The sequence below is a fragment of the Glutamicibacter sp. BS14 genome, from assembly GCF_056934375.1.
In genome coordinates, this window is record NZ_CM167801.1 from 3,229,115 (window position 1) to 3,248,977 (window position 19,863).

General features: G+C 60.9%; 15 protein-coding genes. 7 read left to right on the forward strand and 8 right to left on the reverse strand.

From position 1 onward, the window contains the following. Positions 1-38: 38 nt before the first annotated feature. A complete protein-coding gene (locus AC1Z36_RS15295; protein WP_483561448.1) occupies positions 39-2,435 on the forward strand; it encodes a bifunctional salicylyl-CoA 5-hydroxylase/oxidoreductase in 2,397 nt (798 codons plus the stop codon). 256 nt (positions 2,436-2,691) lie between these two features. Then, a complete protein-coding gene (locus tag AC1Z36_RS15300; RefSeq protein WP_483561972.1) occupies positions 2,692-4,029 on the forward strand; it encodes an amino acid permease in 1,338 nt (445 codons plus the stop codon). Here AC1Z36_RS15300 and AC1Z36_RS15305 read toward each other — a convergent pair. From AC1Z36_RS15305 to AC1Z36_RS15315, 3 genes are all read right to left on the reverse strand, one after another. After that, entirely contained in the window at positions 4,026-5,678 is a 1,653-nt protein-coding gene (locus AC1Z36_RS15305; protein WP_332489232.1) for a thiamine pyrophosphate-binding protein, read from the reverse strand. The two genes, AC1Z36_RS15300 and AC1Z36_RS15305, sit on opposite strands and share 4 nt — an antisense overlap. Continuing rightward, complete coding sequence (locus tag AC1Z36_RS15310) at positions 5,675-6,490, reverse strand: cyclase family protein (RefSeq protein ID WP_105658204.1); 816 nt, start codon at positions 6,488-6,490, stop codon at positions 5,675-5,677. The genes AC1Z36_RS15305 and AC1Z36_RS15310 overlap by 4 nt, the downstream gene beginning before the upstream one ends. A 209-nt stretch (positions 6,491-6,699) precedes the next feature. Beyond that, positions 6,700-7,179, reverse strand: a complete 480-nt coding sequence (locus tag AC1Z36_RS15315; RefSeq protein ID WP_286134605.1) for an acyl-CoA thioesterase — start codon at positions 7,177-7,179, stop codon at positions 6,700-6,702. Positions 7,180-7,292: 113 nt separating this feature from the next. Here AC1Z36_RS15315 and AC1Z36_RS15320 point away from each other — a divergent pair, with 113 nt between their 5' ends. After that, entirely contained in the window at positions 7,293-8,636 is a 1,344-nt protein-coding gene (locus AC1Z36_RS15320) for an MFS transporter (protein ID WP_332489234.1), read from the forward strand. A gap of 391 nt (positions 8,637-9,027) precedes the next feature. Here AC1Z36_RS15320 and AC1Z36_RS15325 read toward each other — a convergent pair whose 3' ends face one another. Together AC1Z36_RS15325 and AC1Z36_RS15330 are read right to left on the reverse strand one after the other, a co-directional pair. Beyond that, entirely contained in the window at positions 9,028-10,503 is a 1,476-nt protein-coding gene (locus tag AC1Z36_RS15325; RefSeq protein WP_332499018.1) for an MFS transporter, read from the reverse strand. Continuing rightward, positions 10,500-11,534, reverse strand: coding sequence for an MBL fold metallo-hydrolase (locus tag AC1Z36_RS15330; protein ID WP_332502878.1), 1,035 nt, complete (start codon positions 11,532-11,534; stop codon positions 10,500-10,502). Before AC1Z36_RS15330 ends, AC1Z36_RS15325 begins: the two co-directional genes overlap by 4 nt. Positions 11,535-11,761: 227 nt before the next feature. On the opposite strand from AC1Z36_RS15330, the gene AC1Z36_RS15335 reads away from it, so the two are divergent. After that, positions 11,762-12,250 (forward strand): cupin domain-containing protein, encoded by a 489-nt coding sequence (locus AC1Z36_RS15335; RefSeq protein WP_105658208.1) that lies wholly within the window; start codon positions 11,762-11,764, stop codon positions 12,248-12,250. Between the two features lie 73 nt (positions 12,251-12,323). Further along, entirely contained in the window at positions 12,324-13,067 is a 744-nt protein-coding gene (locus AC1Z36_RS15340) for an alpha/beta hydrolase (protein WP_332595228.1), read from the forward strand. Here AC1Z36_RS15340 and AC1Z36_RS15345 read toward each other — a convergent pair. Together AC1Z36_RS15345 and AC1Z36_RS15350 are read right to left on the reverse strand one after the other, a co-directional pair. Then, on the reverse strand, positions 13,044-13,925 hold the full coding sequence (locus AC1Z36_RS15345) for a PaaX family transcriptional regulator (RefSeq protein ID WP_332502873.1): 882 nt from the start codon (positions 13,923-13,925) through the stop codon (positions 13,044-13,046). The two genes, AC1Z36_RS15340 and AC1Z36_RS15345, sit on opposite strands and share 24 nt — an antisense overlap. Before the next feature lie 620 nt (positions 13,926-14,545). Beyond that, the gene (locus AC1Z36_RS15350; protein WP_105658211.1) at positions 14,546-16,777 is read right to left on the reverse strand and encodes a polyribonucleotide nucleotidyltransferase; all 2,232 of its coding nucleotides are present in this window, start codon (positions 16,775-16,777) and stop codon (positions 14,546-14,548) included. 558 nt (positions 16,778-17,335) lie between these two features. Here AC1Z36_RS15350 and AC1Z36_RS15355 point away from each other — a divergent pair. After that, positions 17,336-18,379 carry an NAD(P)-dependent alcohol dehydrogenase gene (locus AC1Z36_RS15355; RefSeq protein ID WP_332486506.1) on the forward strand — a complete coding sequence of 348 codons (1,044 nt, stop codon included), beginning with the start codon at positions 17,336-17,338 and terminating at the stop codon, positions 18,377-18,379. 95 nt (positions 18,380-18,474) lie between these two features. Here AC1Z36_RS15355 and AC1Z36_RS15360 read toward each other — a convergent pair whose 3' ends face one another. Continuing rightward, positions 18,475-19,077 (reverse strand): hypothetical protein, encoded by a 603-nt coding sequence (locus AC1Z36_RS15360; RefSeq protein ID WP_133832980.1) that lies wholly within the window; start codon positions 19,075-19,077, stop codon positions 18,475-18,477. 473 nt (positions 19,078-19,550) lie between these two features. Between AC1Z36_RS15360 and AC1Z36_RS15365 the strand changes: the two genes are divergently transcribed. Beyond that, the gene (locus AC1Z36_RS15365) at positions 19,551-19,862 is read left to right on the forward strand and encodes a DUF1883 domain-containing protein (RefSeq protein WP_166650648.1); all 312 of its coding nucleotides are present in this window, start codon (positions 19,551-19,553) and stop codon (positions 19,860-19,862) included. Position 19,863 lies beyond the last annotated feature (1 nt).

Genomic DNA, 19,863 nt, shown 5'->3' on the forward strand with positions numbered 1-19,863 from the left:
GGCCCAATCGCCCTCCGGGGCTGATGAAAGGACACACCATGAAGATTGCAGTTATCGGCGGCGGCCCTGGCGGCCTGTACTTCGCGGCTCTGATGAAGCAGCTGGATGAGAACCACGATGTCACCGTGTGGGAACGCAATGCCGCATCGGACACCTTCGGCTTCGGCGTGGTGTTCTCCGATGAGACCTTGGGCGGCATCGGCAACGCCGATCCGGTGGTGGCCGAATACATGTCCCGGCGCTTCGCCCGCTGGAGCGATATCGACATCCACTTCCGCGGCCAGATGCACACCGTGGGCGGTCAGGGCTTCGCGGCCATGAGCCGCAAGGAACTGCTCCAGCTGCTGCAGCGCCGCTGCATCGAACTGGGCGTGGATGTGCGCTTCTCCACCGTTGCCCCGGATGTGGAGCAGCTGGCGGACGAGTACGACCTGGTGCTGGCCGCTGACGGGCTGAACTCCGCGGTGCGAACCAAGTACGCGGACTCCTTCAAGCCCTCCCTTGATCCGCGGACCTCGAAGTACATGTGGCTGGGCACCGACCAGGTCTTCGAGGCCTTCAAGTTCTTCGTCAAGGAAACCAATGCCGGAACCATGCAGATCCATGGCTACCCGTACTCGGACGAGGGTTCGACTTTCATCGTGGAAATGCACGAGGACGTCTGGCGCGCGGCCGGCTTCGACGAAACCGAAAATGAGGTCTTCGCCCCCGGCGTGAGTGACCAGAAGTCGGTGGACAAGGTGGCCGGGATCTTCGCCGAGGAACTGGCTGGATACCAGGTGCTGACTAACAACTCCAAGTGGATCAATTTCACTACGGTGCGCAACGAGAACTGGCGCCATGGGAACGTCGTCCTGCTGGGCGATGCGGCGCATACCGCCCACTTCTCCATCGGCTCGGGCACCAAGCTGGCCATGGAGGACGCTCTGGCCCTGGCTGCCTGCCTGCATGAGCATGCCGATGTTGATTCGGCGCTGGCCGCCTACGAGACCGAGCGCCGCCCGGTAGTGCAATCCACCCAGCGCGCGGCCCAGGCCTCGCTGGAATGGTTCGAGAACATCGGGCAGTACAAGGACCAGGACCCGGTGCAGTTCTGCTTCAACTTGCTCACCCGCTCCCGGCGCATCACCTACGAGAACCTGAAGCTGCGCGATACCGGATTCGCGCAGCAGGTCGATGAGAACTTCGCCCGGCTCAACGGTTCGCCTTCCGTGGCGCCGGCGATGTTCCAGCCGCACAAGCTGGGCAACACCGATCTGGCCAATCGCGTGGTGGTTTCGTCCATGGACATGTACTCGGCCACCGACGGGGTGCCCGGGGACTTCCACCTGGTCCATCTGGGCTCCAAGGCCATGGGCGGGGCCGGGCTGGTGATGACCGAAATGGTCTGCGTTTCCGATATCGGCCGCATCACCCCGGGATGCACCGGACTGTACACCGATGAGCAGGCGGCTGCCTGGAAGCGCGTGACCGACTACGTGCACGGAAATTCGAACGCCAAGATCGGCGCCCAGCTCGGCCACTCGGGTCGCAAGGGCTCGACGAAGCTGATGTGGGAAGGCATCGACCAGCCGCTGCAAGAAGGCAACTGGGATGTGCTCGCCCCCAGCGCACTGCCCTATGGCGAAGGCTGCCATGTGCCGGTGGAAATGGACCGTGCGCAGATGGACGAGGTGCGCGAGCAGTTCGCCGCCGCAGCACGCCGCGCCGATGAGGCAGGATTCGACGTGCTGGAAGTGCATATGGCCCACGGCTACTTGCTCTCTTCCTTCCTTTCGCCGCTGTCCAATCAGCGCACCGACGAATACGGCGGAGGCTTGGAGAACCGGCTGCGCTACCCGCTTGAGGTCCTGGATGCGGTCCGCGAAGCATGGCCGGCAAGCAAGACCATCGGCGTGCGCATCTCGGCTACCGACTGGTCGCCAGGCGGGAATACCGAAGAAGATGCCGTGGACATCGCCCGGGCCTTCATCGCCCACGGCGCCCAGTTCATCGATGTCTCGTCGGGGCAGATCGTGAAGGACGAGAAGCCGGCTTTCGGGCGCAGCTACCAGACGCCATTCGCCGACAGGATCCGCAACCAGGTCGCCGCCGAGGCAGGGGTCTCGGTGATCGCGGTGGGTGCGGTGTCCTCCTACGACGACGTGAACTCGATCCTGCTGGCAGGCCGCGCGGATCTGGTGGCGCTGGGACGCACCCACCTGTACAACCCGCAGTGGACCTTGCAGGCAGCCGCCGAGCAGGACTATACCGGTGACGGCGCCACCTGGCCGCTGCCTTTCAAGGCCGGACGCCGCAAGCCGCCCGCCGCCCGCACCGACGCGGTCCGCCCGCGGCTCTCGCTGGTTCGGGAAGCCGAGGAGCAGGAACAAACGCACCTGCGCTGGATTCCGGCCAGGAAATCCGAAACCTCCAATTTGGTAACCAGCGCTTAGCTGTTGCTGCCAGCCGCAGGATTGGCGGCCCAGTTTGGGCTGCCGATCCTGCGGCTTTTTGCCGGGCACGGGAACCGCTTGGCGGCTCGGCTCGGATCCCAAATCGGCCACCAAACCACCTTTGGATAATTCAATGAAATCTTCCCTGGATCAAATCGCACAGCGAGAAGCCGGCCTGTCGAAGGAGCTAACTTCGTGCCAGCTGAGCATGATTGCGCTTGGCGGCGCCATCGGCGGGTAGATCGCCGTGCTGCTCATGGGGGCGTTGGCCGAGATGATCCTGGCGCACCCGACGACCGGCTCCTTCGGCGCCTTCGCCGAGCACTACATCAACCCATTCACCGGGTTCCTGCTCAAATACCTGTACTGGTCCTGCCTCGTACTGGCCGTAGGCACCGAAATCACGGCGGTGGGCGGCTGCATGCGAATGTGGTTCCCGGATTTGCCCGCAGTGGTGTGGATCATCGGCCTATCGGCCTTGCTGATCGGGGTGAATATGTTCAATGTCAAAGCCTTCGGAACACTGGAATACTGGTTCTCCGCCACCAAGGAATTCGCTATTGCCGCGTTCATCCTGCTTGCTGCCTATCTGGTCTTCGGCCAGAGGGGCAATGATTTCGGATTCCAGAACTACACCGCGGAATCCGGATTCTTCATGGGCGGGGCCCAAGGTGTCTGGTTTGCCGTTGTCGTGGCGATCTTCTCCTACCTGAGCATCGAAATGATCGCCGTCGCAGCCGGTGAGGCAAAAGATCCCGAAGTCGCAGCGAAGAAGGCCTTCAAGGTGACCTTGTTCAGGCTCTTCCTCTTCTGCATCCTGACCCTGTCGCTGATCCTTGCCATCGCACCGGTCAGCGAGATCCTCGAAGGCGACAGCCCGTTCGTCACGGTGATGCAGGTGATCGGCATTCCGTTTGCCGATTCCACTCTCCATTTCGTGGTCATCATCGCCGCGCTCTCCGCCATGAACTCGCAGCTGTACATCTCCACGCGAATGATGTTCTCTCTATCCCGCGGCGGGCAGGCTCCGAGCAGCTTGGGTAAGTTGAAGAAGAACGGCGCGCCGGTCAACGCCCTGCTGCTCTCGGCTGGCGGAATCGCCGTGGCCGCCATCATCTACGCATCGAATCCAGAATCCGGTTTCACAATAATGATGGCGCTGTCGATGTTCGGCGCAATGATGGCCTGGATGCTGATCTTCATCACGCACTTGTTCTTCCGCCGTTCCCATCGGCGCAGTGCAGCACCGCTTAAATACCGCCTGCCGTACTATCCCGCTGGATCCGCGGCCGGGGCGCAGCTGATGGCCGCGTTGCTGGTCACGACCTTGTTCACCGAGCAATTCTCCATGACGTTGCTGTTCGGCATTCCCTTCGCCTTGACCGTCTCTGCCCTGTACTTCCTGATGCGCAAGCGCATGAAACTGGCACAGGCAGGTCCAGGCACCGGGAATGAGGAGACTGGCGGCTCAAGCCAGCCGCGCGAGCCTGAAAAGATCAGCGACGCCTTGAAGGTGCAAGCGAGCCCCGGCGCAGCGCACCATGCGCCGCACCGGGGCCACCCACCAGCAATCGCGGTTCCAGGGCTGGGCTAGTGCCCCTTGAAGGCCTCCGCTAGCCACCAGGCGCCGCCGTCCGAAGCGATTTTCGCGTCGATGACCAACGGCCCCGTGGGTTCTGAGCCGAGCCAGCTGGCTACCGAGTCAAGATCCTCCAGCTTGCGCACCGTGATGCCATCGGCTCCGAAACCGCGGCCGATGGCTGCGAAATCGGTGTCAGGGAAGGTCACCGAGTCCATATTCGGTGCCGTACCCGTATCGCCGAAATGATGTACCTCCGCCCCGTAGGCGGCATCGTTGTAGACGATGCACACCATTGGCAGCTTCAGCCGAACCGCGGTATCCAGTTCGGCGATGGCCATGTGGAATCCGCCGTCTCCGGTGCCGAGCACCGGCAAGCGCCCGGGCTGCGCCAAAGCCGCTCCGATGGCCGTGTAGAGCCCCAGGCCGATCGCCTGGAACGCCTGGGTAAAGCAGAAACCGTGCTCGTCTGGAACGGCGAGAAACTGGCTCGGGTATCCCATGAAGTTGCCCGAGTCCACGCTGACGATGCGCTCGGCCGGCAGCAGCTCATCCAGCGACTTGGTCAGAGTTCGCGGATCGATGCGGTCGTCTGTGGACAGGTCCCGGTAGGCTACCTGACTCCAGTTGGCCCCCTCGGCGATCTGCTGGCTCACCGCGGAGGTGCGGTAGCCTTCGCGCGCCGGCATCTTCTGCGCTTCCAGATATTCCAGCGCATCGCGTGCGCTTTGCGCCGAGTCGCCGATCACGCCCAAGTCGATGCGCCGGTTCGCCCCCAGGGCGGATTCTTCCAGGTCCACCTGCACTACCTTGGTGCCCTCGGAAATGAGCCGACCGTGGCGCATGGTCCACATGTTCAGCGCGCAGCCAAAGCCCACAATCAGATCTGCTCCAGCAATCAATTCGGCGGCCAGCGGCGACGAGAACCCGCCGGAGATCCCGAGACTGAATTCCTCGTCGTTGAACAGGCCCTTGGCCACCGCCGAGGTCGCCACCAGCGCCCCGCTGTGCCGGGCCAGCGCCAGGATTTCGGCCTTGGCCCCGCGTCCGCCGCGCCCTGCGACGAACACCGGGCGCCGGGCATTTTCGATGAGTACCGCCAGCGCTCGCACCGCGGCACGCGAGGGGCGGACCGGCTCCGCCGGAACCACCTCGGCTGCCACCGGGGATTCCGGAGCTTCGAGCCCTTGGATGTTCAATGGCAGGTTCAGTACAACCGTCCGCCGGTCGTTCACTGCTCTGCGGTAGGCGCGAACTGTATCGGCCACTGCCGTGCGGGCGCTGTGGATTCGTTCGGAGACGGCGTAGACGGAGGTTGAGAAGGAGCCCTGGTCCATGGCGAAGTTCGAATACACGGCGCTCGGGGCGGCTTCGGCGGCCAGCACGATCATCGGGGTGCGTGACTTGGCGGCTTCTCCAATGCCGGTGGCCGCGTTGGTCAGGCCGCACCCCTGGTGCACCGAGACCACGCCGATCTGGCCGCTGGTCCGTGAGTAGGCATCGGCCATCGTTGCTGCGCCGCCCTCATGCCGCGCTGCGGTATATGGCACCCCGTTGGCAATCAGTGCATTCGTGACATCGAAGTTCCCGCTTCCCACCACGCCGAAAGCGTGCCCTACGCCCAAGTTTGCCAGCGTCTTGCCGACCAGTTCAGCAACGTTCACGATTGTGCCTCCATTTTCTTGGTGTTTTGGGGCGCTAATGCCAGCACCCGGGTCGGTGCGCCGGTACCGCCAACTATGGGCAGAGGGGCAACCACTAGCATCGCTCCGAACACGGGCAGCTTGTCCAAGTTCTTCAGCGAGGTGATCCCGTATTTGTCTGCACCGAGCAGGAAGTAATGCATGGGGAATGGCGGCTCCAGTGCTCCGGCATTGCCGGAATCGATCCCCACCGTTTCCACGCCGATGCCGGAAATGTCCAGCTTCTCGGCGATGTATCTGGCGCACTCCGCAGTAAACCCGGGAGTATGCGATCCGGTGGCATCGACATTCAGGAAAGCTGTCTTGTCATCACCGTATTGCTCCCATCCGGTGCGGAAAAGCAGCCACGCGTTGGAAGGAAACCGCCCATATTCCGATTGCCACGTTTCCAAATGGTGCACATCGATGAGAACATCCGGATCATCTGCTGCTAAGGATCTGAAGTCCAACACGACGGCCGGACCTACCAGGCGTTGCGGATCAATCTGCGACACGTCCTTGCCCCCTCGTCCCGAAATCCAGTGGATCGGCGCATCTATATGCGTTCCGATGTGCTCACCAGTATGGATATTGTGGTGCTTCCAGTATGGTCCGGGCTCGTTGTAGGCCGAGACCTCTTCGAGACTGAAATCAATGAGGTTCGAGAACGGATCGGGCAGTACTAAGGTTGGAGTCCTGTCCGACAGCGGGGCAGTCAGGTCATGGACTTGGACAGTCCCGGAGGCCAGAGCGGACAATATCGCGCTCGTGCAAGTTTCTTCGGCAGCAGGCATTGTTTCTCCTTGGGCAGAGACGGTCCAGGACACATTCCGACGATAGAGAGATCCTGACGGTCGTCACATTCGCGGAATTAGCTTCAATCTACCAGCACCACCTCTGCTAGCCAACAGGCCACCCGAAGGAGAACCAGGGGCGAAGACCTAGTTCCGCAAATCTGGCTCGCGCATATATCCACCAGCTCGCACGGGGCGCGGTGCCGCGCTCAGGAACCAGCATCAATGCCAGCGAGGATTTCACGGGGCCAGGGGGCAGATGACTCACCGCCAACCGGAACGCACACTGTCACGAAACGGCCTTCAGCGGCCAGCGCGAACCCGCGCCCTTGGTGCGCATGCCCCCAGACCTTGAATCCGAACGACATCGAACTGGCCCCGACCTTCTCCACGCGAATCGCGGTGGTCACCGCTTGGCCGAAATACAGCTTGGCCCGATAGTCGACCTCATGGCGGACTCGTGGCGAGATGGAGAAGTAGGACTCCGCGCCAGCCTCGCGAAACAGTTTGGCTTCGGCCGCCTCGACGAAGCGCAAGATGGCTGAATTATGATGATGCCCCGCAGCATCGGTATCAACCCATTCAATGGTTCGCTCCAACGCCGTTCCTGCGATTCCCGACGCGATGAAGTCTGCGGCGAGCTGCTGCAACAACTGCCCGGATTCGTCCATTCCCGCGAATGCAGGCATCAAGATCCCCCTAATTAAAAAGTGTATAGCTATTGTAACGCACGTCACTTTAACGTGATAATCCTATTGGTGTTCCAAGAACTCCGCCCTACCCACACAAGGAGATTGAACAAATGCCGAAATCCCCCGCAGCCGCGGATTGGAAAATCCCCAAACGAACCACTTCAATGGTGCTCTTCGCCTGCTGGCTGGCCATCCTGGCCGAAGGCTACGACGTCGGCGTGCTCGGTGCAGTGCTCCCGGCATTGGCCGAATACAAGGAATGGTCGCTGAGTCCCATGGAGCTCGGCGGCCTCGGAGCCTACGCGTTGGTGGGCATGCTCTTCGGCGCACTGTTCATCGGCACGCTCAGCGACATCATCGGCCGTAAGCGCATGCTCCTGCTGGCCATGCTAGTCTTCACAATCACCCAAGCCGGTGCCGCGCTAGCTCCTACTCCCGAGATATTCGGCCTCTTCAGGCTGATCGGCGGACTGGGTATGGGCGGCATCATCCCGGTGGCCGCCGCGCTGACCATCGAGTATTCGCCACCCAAGAAACGCTCACTTAACTACGGCATCATGTACTCAGGCTATTCCCTGGGAATCGTCGCCGCTGCCTTGGTCGCTATGTCGCTTCTGCCCGCGATAGGTTGGCGCGGGGTTATCGCGGTGGGCGCATTACCTGTAGTTCTACTTCCCTTAGTTGCCTGGATGCTTCCCGAATCCCTTGAATATCTGGTATCCAAGGGCCGGATCAGCGAAGCCAAAGCACTGGCCGCCCGGCACAGCATCCCCGATTACGAGCCCGTGGCGCCACCGGTTCGCACCGGCAAGGCCCCCTGGCGCCAGGTCATGGCTTCCATGTTCTCCGCAACGTACTTGCGATCAACCATCTTCTTCTGGATCTCGCTATTCTGCGGCATGGTCCTGGTCTACGGCTTGAATACCTGGCTGCCGCAGATCATGCGCAGCGCAGGGTACAACCTCGGTTCCTCGCTAACATTCCTGCTGGTCTTCTCCCTCGCCTCAGCCGCCGGCGGACTGGCCCTGGGCTTCCTCGCCGACAAGTACGGGCAGAAGACCATTCTGGTGATTTTCTACCTGCTCGGTGCGGGAGGCATCCTCCTGCTGATGTTCCCCAATACTATGCTGGTCAATCTGTTCTTCGTGGCCTTCGCCGGCATCGGCTCGATTTCCACGTCGCTGGTTCTCACCGGATACATTGCCGATTACTACCCGGCCGCGCAGCGCGGCACGGCCACGGGCTGGGCATTGTCCTTCGCCCGCATCGGCGCCATCTCCGGCCCCATCATCGGCGGCTGGATCGCGGCTTCGGGCATCAGCTTCGAGTTCAATTTCGTATTCTTCGCCATCGTCGGCGTAGTCGCCGCCATTTCCGTGGCGATGATTCCACCACGCATCAAACCAGATGCTGCCCGATCTGCCAAGGCCAAGCAGGCCTTCGCGTCCGATTAGCCCTGGCTCTGCGCACCTTCCAGCACGAACGTCCTGAACCGTGGCACACCGCGCACAGCGGTGTGCCACGGTTTTATCCTTTTCCAGCACCCCCAGGCCTGCCAAGGGTCCGCTTGCCGGCAAGATCGCACTTGCGAAATGCAAGTGCGCTGGCACCGGGGAAACGATGGCCGGGTGGAATGCAAAGGGATTTTCCAAAAGGCGAAACAGCCATGCAGGCATTGCAGCGCATTCCATGAATGCCTGCCCTGAGTGCGGCCATGCTTCCTGCGCCATCACTCCCACCGGCATCCATAGGAGCTAGGCCGCGGATCGCCATGTGCAGCAGAATCCCATCGGCCGTTGCGACTTGGCCGATGGGATCCTGCAGCTCGATCCGGGGCGATCTTGGCTAGCCGGTGAACGTGAAGCTGGTCTGCAGCTTGCGCGCTGTCCGGTCCGGATTGAGCATCAAGACGCAGAAGATGCCAACAACAACCAGGTAGATTCCGATCATCCCGAATGAGGCATTCATGCCCTGAGCCAGCAACTCGGCCATCTCCGCCGAGTCAGCCACGCCCTTAGGGCTGGGAATATAGCCCGCGCTGTCCATCAGGCCACCGACCATTGCGGGAGCGACCACGCCGCCCACCGAAGCCAGTCCAGTGAGCGTGGCCATGAGGGCCGCGCGCTGCCTGGAGCAGACGCTGAAGGCGATTGCCGTGGGAGCCAAGGGATAGATCATTGCCGTACCGGCACCGAGAGTCAGCATCGCCACGGCGGCGTAGCCGGAGAGGAAGGGCAGGATCGAGAAGCAGACCCCGGAAATCAGCAACGTTGCGCCGAACAGGGCGCCCATGGCCCAGCGAACCGTCACGCCGCGCTTCATCAAGTAGCGGGAGCCGAAGCCCAAAACCAGCAGCGCGATAGCGCCGATCACCCAGGGGAAGGTGGAGACCAAACCGATCATTTCCGGTGTCAGGGCAACGACGGATGCCAGATATTTCGGGGACCACGTGGTCAAGAATCCCTGCGCCCAGAAGCAGCCGGCACCTGCGAGCACCGCCGCCGCGAACATCCACGAGCCCAGGACTCGTCGAATCGGCACGATTTTCAGCAGATCGGAGGAATCCGCAATGCTCCCCTTGCCCTGCAGGTCGAATTCGGCGACCGGTTCCGGTTTCTGCCCAGCCTGCTGCTGGTCCTCCGCCAATGAGATGGCACCGGCTTTCGCCTGTGCCTTGCCCGCCGTGGAATGGCTGTACGGGCCGTCGCGGCCCAGAAGCAGCCACGCTACGCTCCAGAGCAGCCCGAAGATCCCCAGGAAACCGAAGGCCCAGCGCCAGCCCAGGGCCGGGTTGGCGATGATCCATGCAAGGGCAGGAGCCGCGAGGATCGGCCCCAGGGTTGAACCGGCAGCGATGACGCTGCTGGGCAGCCCACGTTCCTTCGCATTGAACCAGCCGTGGGCATGCTGCAGCGAAATGGGGGTCGCCGGCCCCTCGGCTCCACCCAGCAGGATGCGTGTGACCAGCAGGATTGCCGCGCCTCCGCCGAAGAGCATCGGGAACTGCAGGACCGCCCAGGCAATGCCCATGGTCAGCAGGATCCAGCGGGTGGATACCTTTCCGGCCAGGAAGCCGACAATAACTCCGACAATGGCGAAGAGGAAGAAGAAGGCGCTGCCGATGAAGCCGAACTGACCGGCAGTCAACCCGAGTTCGCGCATGGCGGGATCAGCCACGAGCCCCAGGACCGCCTTGTCGGCGAAGTTCACGATCTGGAAGAGTACCAGCATGCCGGTCACCATCCAGGCGCGCCGGTTCATCTTGCCGTTGGCAATGGCCGCACGCAAGGTGTGGTCCGCGAGATTCTGTGTCGTACTCATACCAAGCTCCCCTTGGAATCGGCCGCGGAGAGTCCCAGCGCCGCCGGGCCGATGCTGAAGACGTCATTGTCCTCGGCGATGGATACATTCCCCGCGAAATCACCGCGTGCGGTCTCCAGCATAGCTTCCAGATCAGCGGCACCGGGGGTGTTGGGAACGATGTGATGCAGCACCAGCGCGCCGACTTCGGCTTTCGCGGCGACCTTGCCCACCTCGCTGTACGGCGTGTGCGATTCACGCAAATGCACTTCGATGCCATCGCGCGTCGGGCCGTCCGGGAATGTCGCCAGGATGCCAGGCAGATCGATGACCTCATGCAGCAGCAAGTCAGCTCCGCGGGCGAGCCTGATGCAGTTCTCGGAGTAGGCGGTGTCTCCGGAGACCACGACGGAACCGTAGCGCGAGTCGATCCGGAAGGCGAATGCCGGGAAGCACAAGCGGTGGTCGACCAGAATCGCGGAGATCGCCACCAGCTCATCTCGGTAGATCTCAAAGGGCTCCATTTCCGGGTGGCGGTTTTCAACTGCGCAGGCCCCGGATGCCTCGGGGATCTGGATGTTCTGCGACTGGATCCATTCGTGGGGTTCGTCGCGGCCTTCATCGGCCATGCGGATCAACACGTCGGAGGAGAAGACCTTGTCCAGCAGCGCATCGACGATTTCTTCGGTGCTGGTCATTTCCCGCTCGGCGACGCGCGAAGCGATCTGCTGCTCGTGCTCCGGGCCAAGGGCGGGGATGCGATTGGGACGTCCAGGGCCGAAAACTTGGATAGGCCGGGCGAAAGACTCCCCCGGGACCTGCCACCCGGTCACCAGATAGGCGCCGAGATCGTAGATGTGGTCCGAGTGGTGATGGGTCAGCAGCACCGCGCGCAATTCGCCCCATTCGGCATGCGACCGGTAATTGCGGATGCTTCCCATGCCGCAGTCAATCACGTAGGTTGCCCCATCGACCCTAATCGCCGTGCTGGTGCCAGCACGGGAACTGGAAACGATCGGGCCGCCTCCGGTGCCAAGCGTGTAGACGCTCATTCCTTTTACCTGAGTGGTATTCACATTGGTGCCTTACTCGTAGAGTGCAGCAACGGGTCCCTTGGACCGCGATGCGTGAATTGCGAGGGTAGTGAAGAGTCCGGCAGCATAGGCCGAAGTGATAGAAATCATATACACCGAATTTTGCGATCGCAAGACCTATTGCATATCTAATGTGATTCATGCCATGCTGGACGCACCAGCCATCTACCCGTTAAGGAGTCATCATGGAACAGCAGCAAGGCCAAGAAATCATTCTGGGCGATCTGCCCAAGGGCATAACTTTGGCCAGTGAATCAATGGGCAACAAGACGTGGAATGTCCTCGGCCACACCTATCTCTCCAAGGTCGAGAGTTCCAGCAGCTTTGCATGGCTTTCCCTTGATCCCACTGGAACCGGTGTGCCTCCGCACGTGCACCCTAAGCAAGATGAGCACATTTACATAATGGAAGGCACTTACACCCTGTACCTGGACGGCGAATGGTTCAAGGCCGGGCCTGGCGATACCGTCCGCATGCCCATGGGACTTCCTCACGCCTACTACGTCAAGGATGGCGCACCGGGCAAATCGCTCTTTTGGGTAAGCCCTTCGGGACAACTGTCCACGCTCTTCGATGAGCTTCACAACTTGTCTGACCCGGAGGAAGTTGTCCGCCTCTCAGCACTGCGTGACGTGGACTTCCTGCCACCGGGATCCGTACCCGGCGCAGACTAGCATTGGCAGAAATTACTACGTGGCCGGCAGGGTTACTCCTGCCGGCCGCCGCAGGATGGAAGGAAAAAGCGCAGTGCCGCAAAATACGCGAGAGTCCGAGTTGCTCAAGTACGGGGATCATCCCGACCAGCATTTCATCCTGGCGCACCCGTTCAAACAGCCTTCCCTGGGCACTGCGGTCCTGGTCCACGGCGGCTACTGGCGCCAGCGGATCACCGCCAGCGTGATGCAACCGATGGCTGACGATTTGCTGCGCTCTGGCTGGAGCGTGGCCAACGTGGAATACCGGCGCGGTCCGGACCACCCGTGGCCCACCCCATCTTTCGATGTGGCCGCGGCAATCCAGCTCGTGCGCAGCACGTTGCGATACCAGGGCCAATCCGAGGCAGCTATTCTTATCGGACATTCGGTCGGCGGTCAATTGGCGCTGCTGAACTCCAATTTCGCCGATGCCGTGGTAGGCCTCGCTCCAGTCACCGATGCTTCCAAGGTGCATGCAGAATCCCTCGGCGATGGTGCAGCAATGGAATATTTCGGCGATTCTCCGGCCGGGATTCCGGTAATCTACCACGATGCTTCGCCAATCCAGGCCCCACCGCCTTCGGTGCCAACGCTCTTGGTCCACGGGTTCAACGACGACCGGGTACCGCTGGAGCACACGCGGGAATACCTGGATTCCCTGGCCGGACACGTTCTGCCGGAACAAATGATCCACCGGTCGCTGGACCACTTTGAAATCATCGACCCGCAGCAGCATCATTGGCAGGCCGTGCAGACCTGGATGCGGCAGGTACTAGTCGACGCGCGAGCCGAGTAGCCGACTCGCGTATAGCTCCGCATGCGGGGACAACAGCGCGTGCAACGCCAGGAAGGTCTTCTTGGCCTGCGGAGCTTTCCACCCATCAGGCAGGTATTCGAAGGGCAAATTCGGATCCCGATAAGGGAAACGCCGCCAGCGCGTAAGCATCGGAATATAGAAGGCGAAAGCCGCCCGCTCCAGTTCCGAGCGCTGCTCGGCTGACTCGACGGGATCAGCTAGCCGTTGCTGCCACGTTCCTAAGCGTCCGACATACAACTGGAGGAAGTCGGTGTACTGCTGGTCCAGTGCTTCAAGATCCCACCATTGGGCAACCTTGTCCCGGATATCGGCAGGGGACATGTAGTCAGCCTTGAAGAACTCGACGTACTTGGACAATCCTCGCGCATCCAAGCGGACCTTAGCCTGCTCGAATGCCAGATGCGGCCCCACAGCCACTCCTCCGGAGACCATCCCGAACCCTAAGCTAGCCAGCTCGGTGCGCAGTTCGTACCGGCGATTCCGCTCGCTCTCGGGTACGGAAAAAATAGCCAGCACCAAGGAGTCCCCGGAGGTTGAACGCGAAGGAGCAAAGATCCGTTGGTCGTCCTTCCGGAAGCTGTCCATAACCTCGGCGGAGAGCTGGTACTGGGATTCGTTCCCTGCGCGTTCGTTAATGAGCACGCCGCGGCTTTTCAACCGTGAAATGGTGGAGCGGATTGCTTGCGACTTGATTCCCAAGGCATCGAACATCTCGACGATGATAGAAACAGGGAAAGAGCCATTGGCCGGTTCGCCATACAGGCCGTACAGCGTCACCAGCAGATTCTGGTGCTGCAGTTTCGTTCCCCCGATATCCACTGGTTCAACGTCCTTCATTTGCGCTACGGCTACTTTTTCTATTCCTCGTTCCTATCCTAGGTGGCCAGCGATCGAATCAGGGGTATCAGCGCCTTCCCGCCTGCGGCTCTGCGCCTGAGCGAACCGGGACGAGTACACTCTGGACACTAGGACCGCTGGTTCAACTCTCCGCAGTCCATCTGACCCAGATGGTTTTATCTGGTTAAGGTCAGTGCTTGCCTCCGCCCAAAGCCAACGTGGCTGGAAAGCGGCAATGGGGTACAGCACGTGTTGTCCGGCGCTAGCTGCGGCCCGCAAGGTACTGGGTATCAGGCTGGCAGCTAGCGCCTGAGAAACTCCACTGAGGTCGTCCGAAAGGGCAGCGCGGCGCAGTGGAAATGCCTTGCGCACAATTTCTCGCGAGGCACTGCAGATGCTTCTTGAATTGGAAGCGTGAGCCCCCGCGATAGGTTCTCTCCGCCAAGCGGCACCCGCTTTGGAACTTGGAGAAGATCTATGAGAGTTCAATTGGCTGCGTCATCAGGTCATGCCTCCAACCAGGACCGCCAAAGACTTTGGCAGGAACCTGCTCCCGGGCAAGAATAAGCAAAAACCCCGATTCGCCAAGCGAATCGGGGTTTTCAGCAAGAATCTAAAGACTACTCAGCAGCAACTGCTTCTTCAGCTTCTTCCTCGACGACTGGAGCCAGCGACAGCTTGCCGCGGTCATCAATCTTGGTGATCTCCACCTGCAGCTTCTGGCCAACGCCGACGACGTCTTCGACGTCCTCGACACGCTTGCCATCGTTGATCTTGCGCAGCTCGGAGATGTGCAGCAGGCCGTCCTTGCCCGGGGTCAGCGAAACGAACGCACCGAAGGTGGTCAGCTTCACGACGGTACCCAGGTAACGCTCGCCGACCTCAGGAACCTGAGGGTTGGCAATAGCGTTGATGGCCGAGCGGGCAGCTTCAGCGGACTCGCCGTTGGTTGCGCCGATCAGCACGGTGCCGTCATCTTCGATCGAGATGTCAGCGCCGGTGTCTTCCTGGATCTGGTTGATCATCTTGCCCTTAGGGCCGATGACCTCGCCGATCTTGTCCACTGGAATCTTCACGGAGATGATTCGTGGAGCGTTGACGTTCAGTTCATCCGGAGCGTCGATAGCCTGGTTCAGAACGTTCAGGATGTGCAGGCGTGCTTCGCGAGCCTGGGTCAGCGCGGCGGCCAGAACCGATGCCGGAATACCATCCAGCTTGGTGTCCAGCTGGATCGCGGTAACGAACTCGGAGGTACCTGCAACCTTGAAGTCCATGTCGCCCATGGCATCTTCGGCACCGAGGATATCGGTCAGGGCAGCGTAACGGGTTTCGCCGTCTACGGTGTCCGAAACCAGGCCCATGGCGATGCCTGCAACGGCAGCCTTCAGTGGCACGCCAGCGTTCAGCAGCGACAGGGTCGATGCGCAAACCGAGCCCATGGAGGTCGAGCCGTTGGAGCCCAATGCCTCGGAGACCTGGCGGATTGCGTATGGGAATTCCTCGCGGCTAGGCAGCACTGGAACCAGTGCGCGCTCAGCCAGTGCGCCATGGCCGATTTCGCGGCGCTTAGGCGAACCAACACGGCCGGTTTCACCGGTCGAGTATGGAGGGAAGTTGTAGTTGTGCATGTAGCGCTTGGTCTTCACCGGCGACAGCGAGTCGATCTGCTGTTCCATCTTCAGCATGTTCAAGGTGGTGACGCCCATGATCTGGGTTTCGCCACGCTCGAAGATTGCCGAACCGTGAACGCGAGGCAGAACCTCGACCTCGGCGGAGAGCTGGCGGATGTCAGCAAGGCCGCGGCCGTCGATGCGGATCTGGTCGGTCAGGATGCGCTGGCGCACGATGTGCTTGGTAACAGCGCCGAATGCCTTGGAGATTTCACCCTCGCGGCCTGCGAAAGCGTTGCCTTCGCCAGCCAGCGATGCAACGATCTCTTCCTTGTATGCGCTGGCAGCGTTGTCGCGCTCCTGCTTGTCAGCGATGGTGTAGATCTCCGTCAAGCGGATCGAAGCAGCAGCCTCGACAGCGGCGAAGGCATCTTCTTCGTAATCGCGGAAGACCGGGAATTCAACGGTTTCCTTGGCAGCGCGAGCAGCCAGGTCGGCCTGGGCCTCGCACAGGACCTTGATGAATGGCTTCGCAGCCTCAAGGCCCTCAGCGACAACCTCTTCGGTTGGAGCCTGGACGCCGCGTTCCTTGATCAGTTCCCAAGCGTTGTCGGTAGCTTCAGCTTCCACCATCATGATGGCAACGTCGTCGCCAGCGATACGGCCGGCAACAACCATGTTGAAGACAGCGTTCTTCAGCTCGGAGTGGCGTGGGAAGGCAACCCACTGTGCGCCGTTTCCGTCATCAACCAGTGCAACGCGAACGCCGCCGATTGGGCCGGAGAATGGCAGACCCGAAAGCTGGGTGGACATCGACGAAGCGTTGATCGCTACGACGTCGTACAGCTCATCTGGCTCGATGGACAGCACGGTGACGACAACCTGGACCTCGTTGCGCAGGCCCTTGACGAAGGCTGGGCGCAGTGGGCGGTCCATCAGGCGGCAAGCCAGGATGGCTTCGGTCGATGGGCGGCCTTCGCGGCGGAAGAAGCTGCCTGGGATGCGGCCGGCTGCGTACATGCGCTCTTCAACGTCCACGGTCAGTGGGAAGAAGTCGAAGCCTTCGCGTGGGTGCTTGCCAGCGGTAGTTGCCGAGAGCAGTGCGGTCTCGTCATCGATGTAGACCATTGCCGAACCTGCAGCCTGCTTGGCAATGCGGCCGGTTTCGAAGCGAATGGTGCGGGTGCCGTAGCGACCGTTGTCGATCTGTGCTTCGGCGAATTGGATTTCTGGACCCTCCATTAAGGGGGTGCTCCTTTCGATCGCTCCCACGTGGTGGATGAGCGAACCGTGTGGCCCTACCCAGATCTGGTCTTCGATCGAGACCCGCGCTGGGGCGCATATTTGCCCTAGCGAAAGTCACTACCGAGGACCGCGAAACTGGCGGTCGGGACCAACGGTCAGTCAGCCCTGGGAGTTATTTTCTTTTGGGGCCCGCATAGAACATGCAGACCCAGGTACTAGCCTACCGGGAATTGGCAAAAGACGCAGTTCTTGGGCGATAGGCGCGTGCCAGCCACTTGCGTCGCTGCCATTCATCGTTTGAGAGCGGCCTTGCAGCCTGGGCAACCAGCGAAGATCATGCGGCGCTGCTGCCCTGGCGATCCCCGGGCGCAACCAGCACGGTGCGCGTTGATCCTCATTTAGGCAGGGAAACCTGCAGAAGGAAAATTTCTCCAGCCGGGATTATTCATAGCCTGTCGATTGTTGTTCTCCATGGGCTTTGCCCTGACGGACCGCGGCAATCGCCGCAGTCCAGAACATTTCCAGTCGCAACCCGCAAGACAAAGGAAAAACCTGATGGCAACTATGGTCAATGCATACGCAGCGCACTCTGCGACTGATGGACTCATTCCGACGCAGATTGAACGTCGTGCAGTAGGTCCGCACGATGTCTTGATTGATATCAAGTTCTCCGGCATCTGCCACTCCGACATCCACACGGTGCGCGGAGAATGGGGAAACCAGACCTACCCGCTAGTGCCGGGCCACGAAATTGCCGGCATCGTTGCCGAAGTCGGGCCAGAGGTAACCAAGCACAAGGTGGGCGACCGCGTTGGCGTGGGCTGCATGGTCAATTCCTGCATGGAATGCGAGAACTGCCTTGCCGGAGACCAGCAATTCTGCGAGCAGAGTGTTGGTACCTACGGTGCTCTTGACCGTGATGGCAGCATGACCCAAGGTGGCTACGCCACGCATGTCGTGGTTACCGAGAACTTCGCCCTGAACATTCCTGAAGGCATCGATCTGGATGTTGCCGCGCCCCTGCTTTGCGCCGGCATCACCACCTTCTCCCCGCTGAGGCACTGGGGTGCAGGGCCGGGCAAGAAGATTGCCGTCGTGGGACTCGGCGGCCTGGGCCACATGGCGGTCAAGATCGCCAGTGCCATGGGCGCTGAGGTCACCGTTCTGTCGCAGTCGCTGAAGAAGAAGGATGATGGACTGAAGCTGGGCGCAACCGACTACCGGGCCACCAGCGATGAGAACACCTTCAAGGATCTGCAGAAGAAGTTCGACCTGATCATCAACACCGTCAGCGCTTCCATCGACGTCAGTGCCTACCTCGGACTGCTGCGCGTGAACGGCACCATGGTCAACGTTGGTGCTCCGGCAGAACCGTTGCCTGTCAATGCCTTCGCACTGATCGGGGGACGCCGTTCCTTCGCAGGTTCGCAGATCGGCGGCATCGAGGAAACCCAGGAGATGCTGGATTTCTGTGCCCAGCATGGCATTGGCGCAGAGATCGAGGTCATCGGTGCCACGCAGATCAATGAGGCTTACGAGCGCGTGCTGGCATCCGATGTCCGCTACCGCTTCGTAATCGATACCGCGACGTTGGCCTAGTTACCCCAGCTCACTCGGGTCGCAGAGAACGGCGCCGGTCTTGTCCAGCAGTGCAGGACAGATCCGGCGCCGTTTCGCGTCTGGCTAATTAACGTTCATTCGCCCCGGCGCGATCTACGAGTGCCTGCGTTCTCCCGTTGGCTGCCCTGTTCTGGAGCCTCGGCCGCAGTGCCCTGCTCAGACAAATTCCCCTTGATCGCGGCAAGCTCGGATTGGAGTTGCGCCACGGCACCACTGAGGTTCTTCAGTTCCTGCCTGCGGCGGCTGGCAGCCCTGAAAGTCTTGATCATCATGGCGATGATCAGCGGAATGGCCGCGAGCAGGGCCCAGCCGCTGCGTTCAAAGAAGTCGAGGGCCACCGGCAGGGCCTGATTGAATTCCCAGAAGGAATTCACTCCCCCGGCAATCGATTCCAATGCAGATTCCACGGGAGCCAGTTGCTTGCCCACAACTGGTATTCCGGAAAGATCAGGGGCATTCACCGGAGGCTCGCCCATGGTCCATCGCGGATCACCTGGCCGCTTCAGGATATAGATCCCGGCACCGGCGCTGGCAGCGGCGAATAAGAGCACCGAGGCCAGGGCGACCGCCACTAGCTGGTGCCTCCGCCATAGCCCCGCCGCCACGGCAAAACCAATCACCAGAATCCAAATCCACATTCGCAGTTGTTCCAGGCCAATGCCCGTCAGTAAATCCATGAACTTTGCCTCATTGCTCTGGGCCGCCATGACCCAAGTTGTGCGTTACTTCATCCCACTTAGGTACGCTATCGCGAGCAGCGGATTAATTGCCGCCTAGCACGTCAATCCGGTTGAGATCGAATCGTTCGAGTCGTCATATTGCTTCCTTGCCCCGGTATCCGGGACCCAATAGCCGATGGCTTCCGGCTCGTCCAATGCAACGATCGGCTCATGCCACCTGCCGGCAGCTCGAATGGTAATTGCCACTAGCCCTCTTGCGATCGCGGATCTGGCATCGGTTGAGGTGGCAACGCGACGCACCCCAAAGACCAGAAGACCCCGTTCTCCAGACTCCTGCAGCTTTGCCGTTGCAAATGCCCGAACCGGTACAGTGCTCTTGCCTTGGGTGCGTTGGCGACACTGGCCTGAATTTGAGTTAATGGGTCTGGATCCGCTGCTCGGCGGATCACCTGGGATCGAGGAGGCTGGCATTGGCGGAGCCTAATTTTGCTGAACATTATTGGGATTTCATTGAGCGGGGAAGCATCTTGGTAGTGACTCTCAGTGGACCGGCTCATCTGCGGTTGATGGATCCGGAAAATTTCGCGGCATTCCAAGACGGAGAAGAATTCGAAGCATACGGTGGACTGGCACGCCGTGCTCCATACCGAATCAAGGTGCCCCATTCCGGACCCTGGTTTCTAGCGATTGATCTGACTGGCCTCGGTGCGCGTGGGGTGCGCCACGAAGTCAGCATCGTGCTGCCACAGAAGCTGGAAGCTCGACGACCAGCCCGGGACTAGA

Coding starts and splice junctions, on each gene's coding strand:
- AC1Z36_RS15295 (WP_483561448.1), top strand. CDS start 39: ATGAAGATTGCAGTTATCGGCGGCGGCCCTGGCGGCCTGTACTTCGCG.
- AC1Z36_RS15300 (WP_483561972.1), top strand. CDS start 2,692: ATGGGGGCGTTGGCCGAGATGATCCTGGCGCACCCGACGACCGGCTCC.
- AC1Z36_RS15310 (WP_105658204.1), bottom strand. CDS start 6,490: ATGCCTGCTGCCGAAGAAACTTGCACGAGCGCGATATTGTCCGCTCTG.
- AC1Z36_RS15315 (WP_286134605.1), bottom strand. CDS start 7,179: ATGCCTGCATTCGCGGGAATGGACGAATCCGGGCAGTTGTTGCAGCAG.
- AC1Z36_RS15320 (WP_332489234.1), top strand. CDS start 7,293: ATGCCGAAATCCCCCGCAGCCGCGGATTGGAAAATCCCCAAACGAACC.
- AC1Z36_RS15325 (WP_332499018.1), bottom strand. CDS start 10,503: ATGAGTACGACACAGAATCTCGCGGACCACACCTTGCGTGCGGCCATT.
- AC1Z36_RS15330 (WP_332502878.1), bottom strand. CDS start 11,534: ATGAGCGTCTACACGCTTGGCACCGGAGGCGGCCCGATCGTTTCCAGT.
- AC1Z36_RS15335 (WP_105658208.1), top strand. CDS start 11,762: ATGGAACAGCAGCAAGGCCAAGAAATCATTCTGGGCGATCTGCCCAAG.
- AC1Z36_RS15345 (WP_332502873.1), bottom strand. CDS start 13,925: ATGAAGGACGTTGAACCAGTGGATATCGGGGGAACGAAACTGCAGCAC.
- AC1Z36_RS15350 (WP_105658211.1), bottom strand. CDS start 16,777: ATGGAGGGTCCAGAAATCCAATTCGCCGAAGCACAGATCGACAACGGT.
- AC1Z36_RS15355 (WP_332486506.1), top strand. CDS start 17,336: ATGGCAACTATGGTCAATGCATACGCAGCGCACTCTGCGACTGATGGA.
- AC1Z36_RS15360 (WP_133832980.1), bottom strand. CDS start 19,077: ATGGATTTACTGACGGGCATTGGCCTGGAACAACTGCGAATGTGGATT.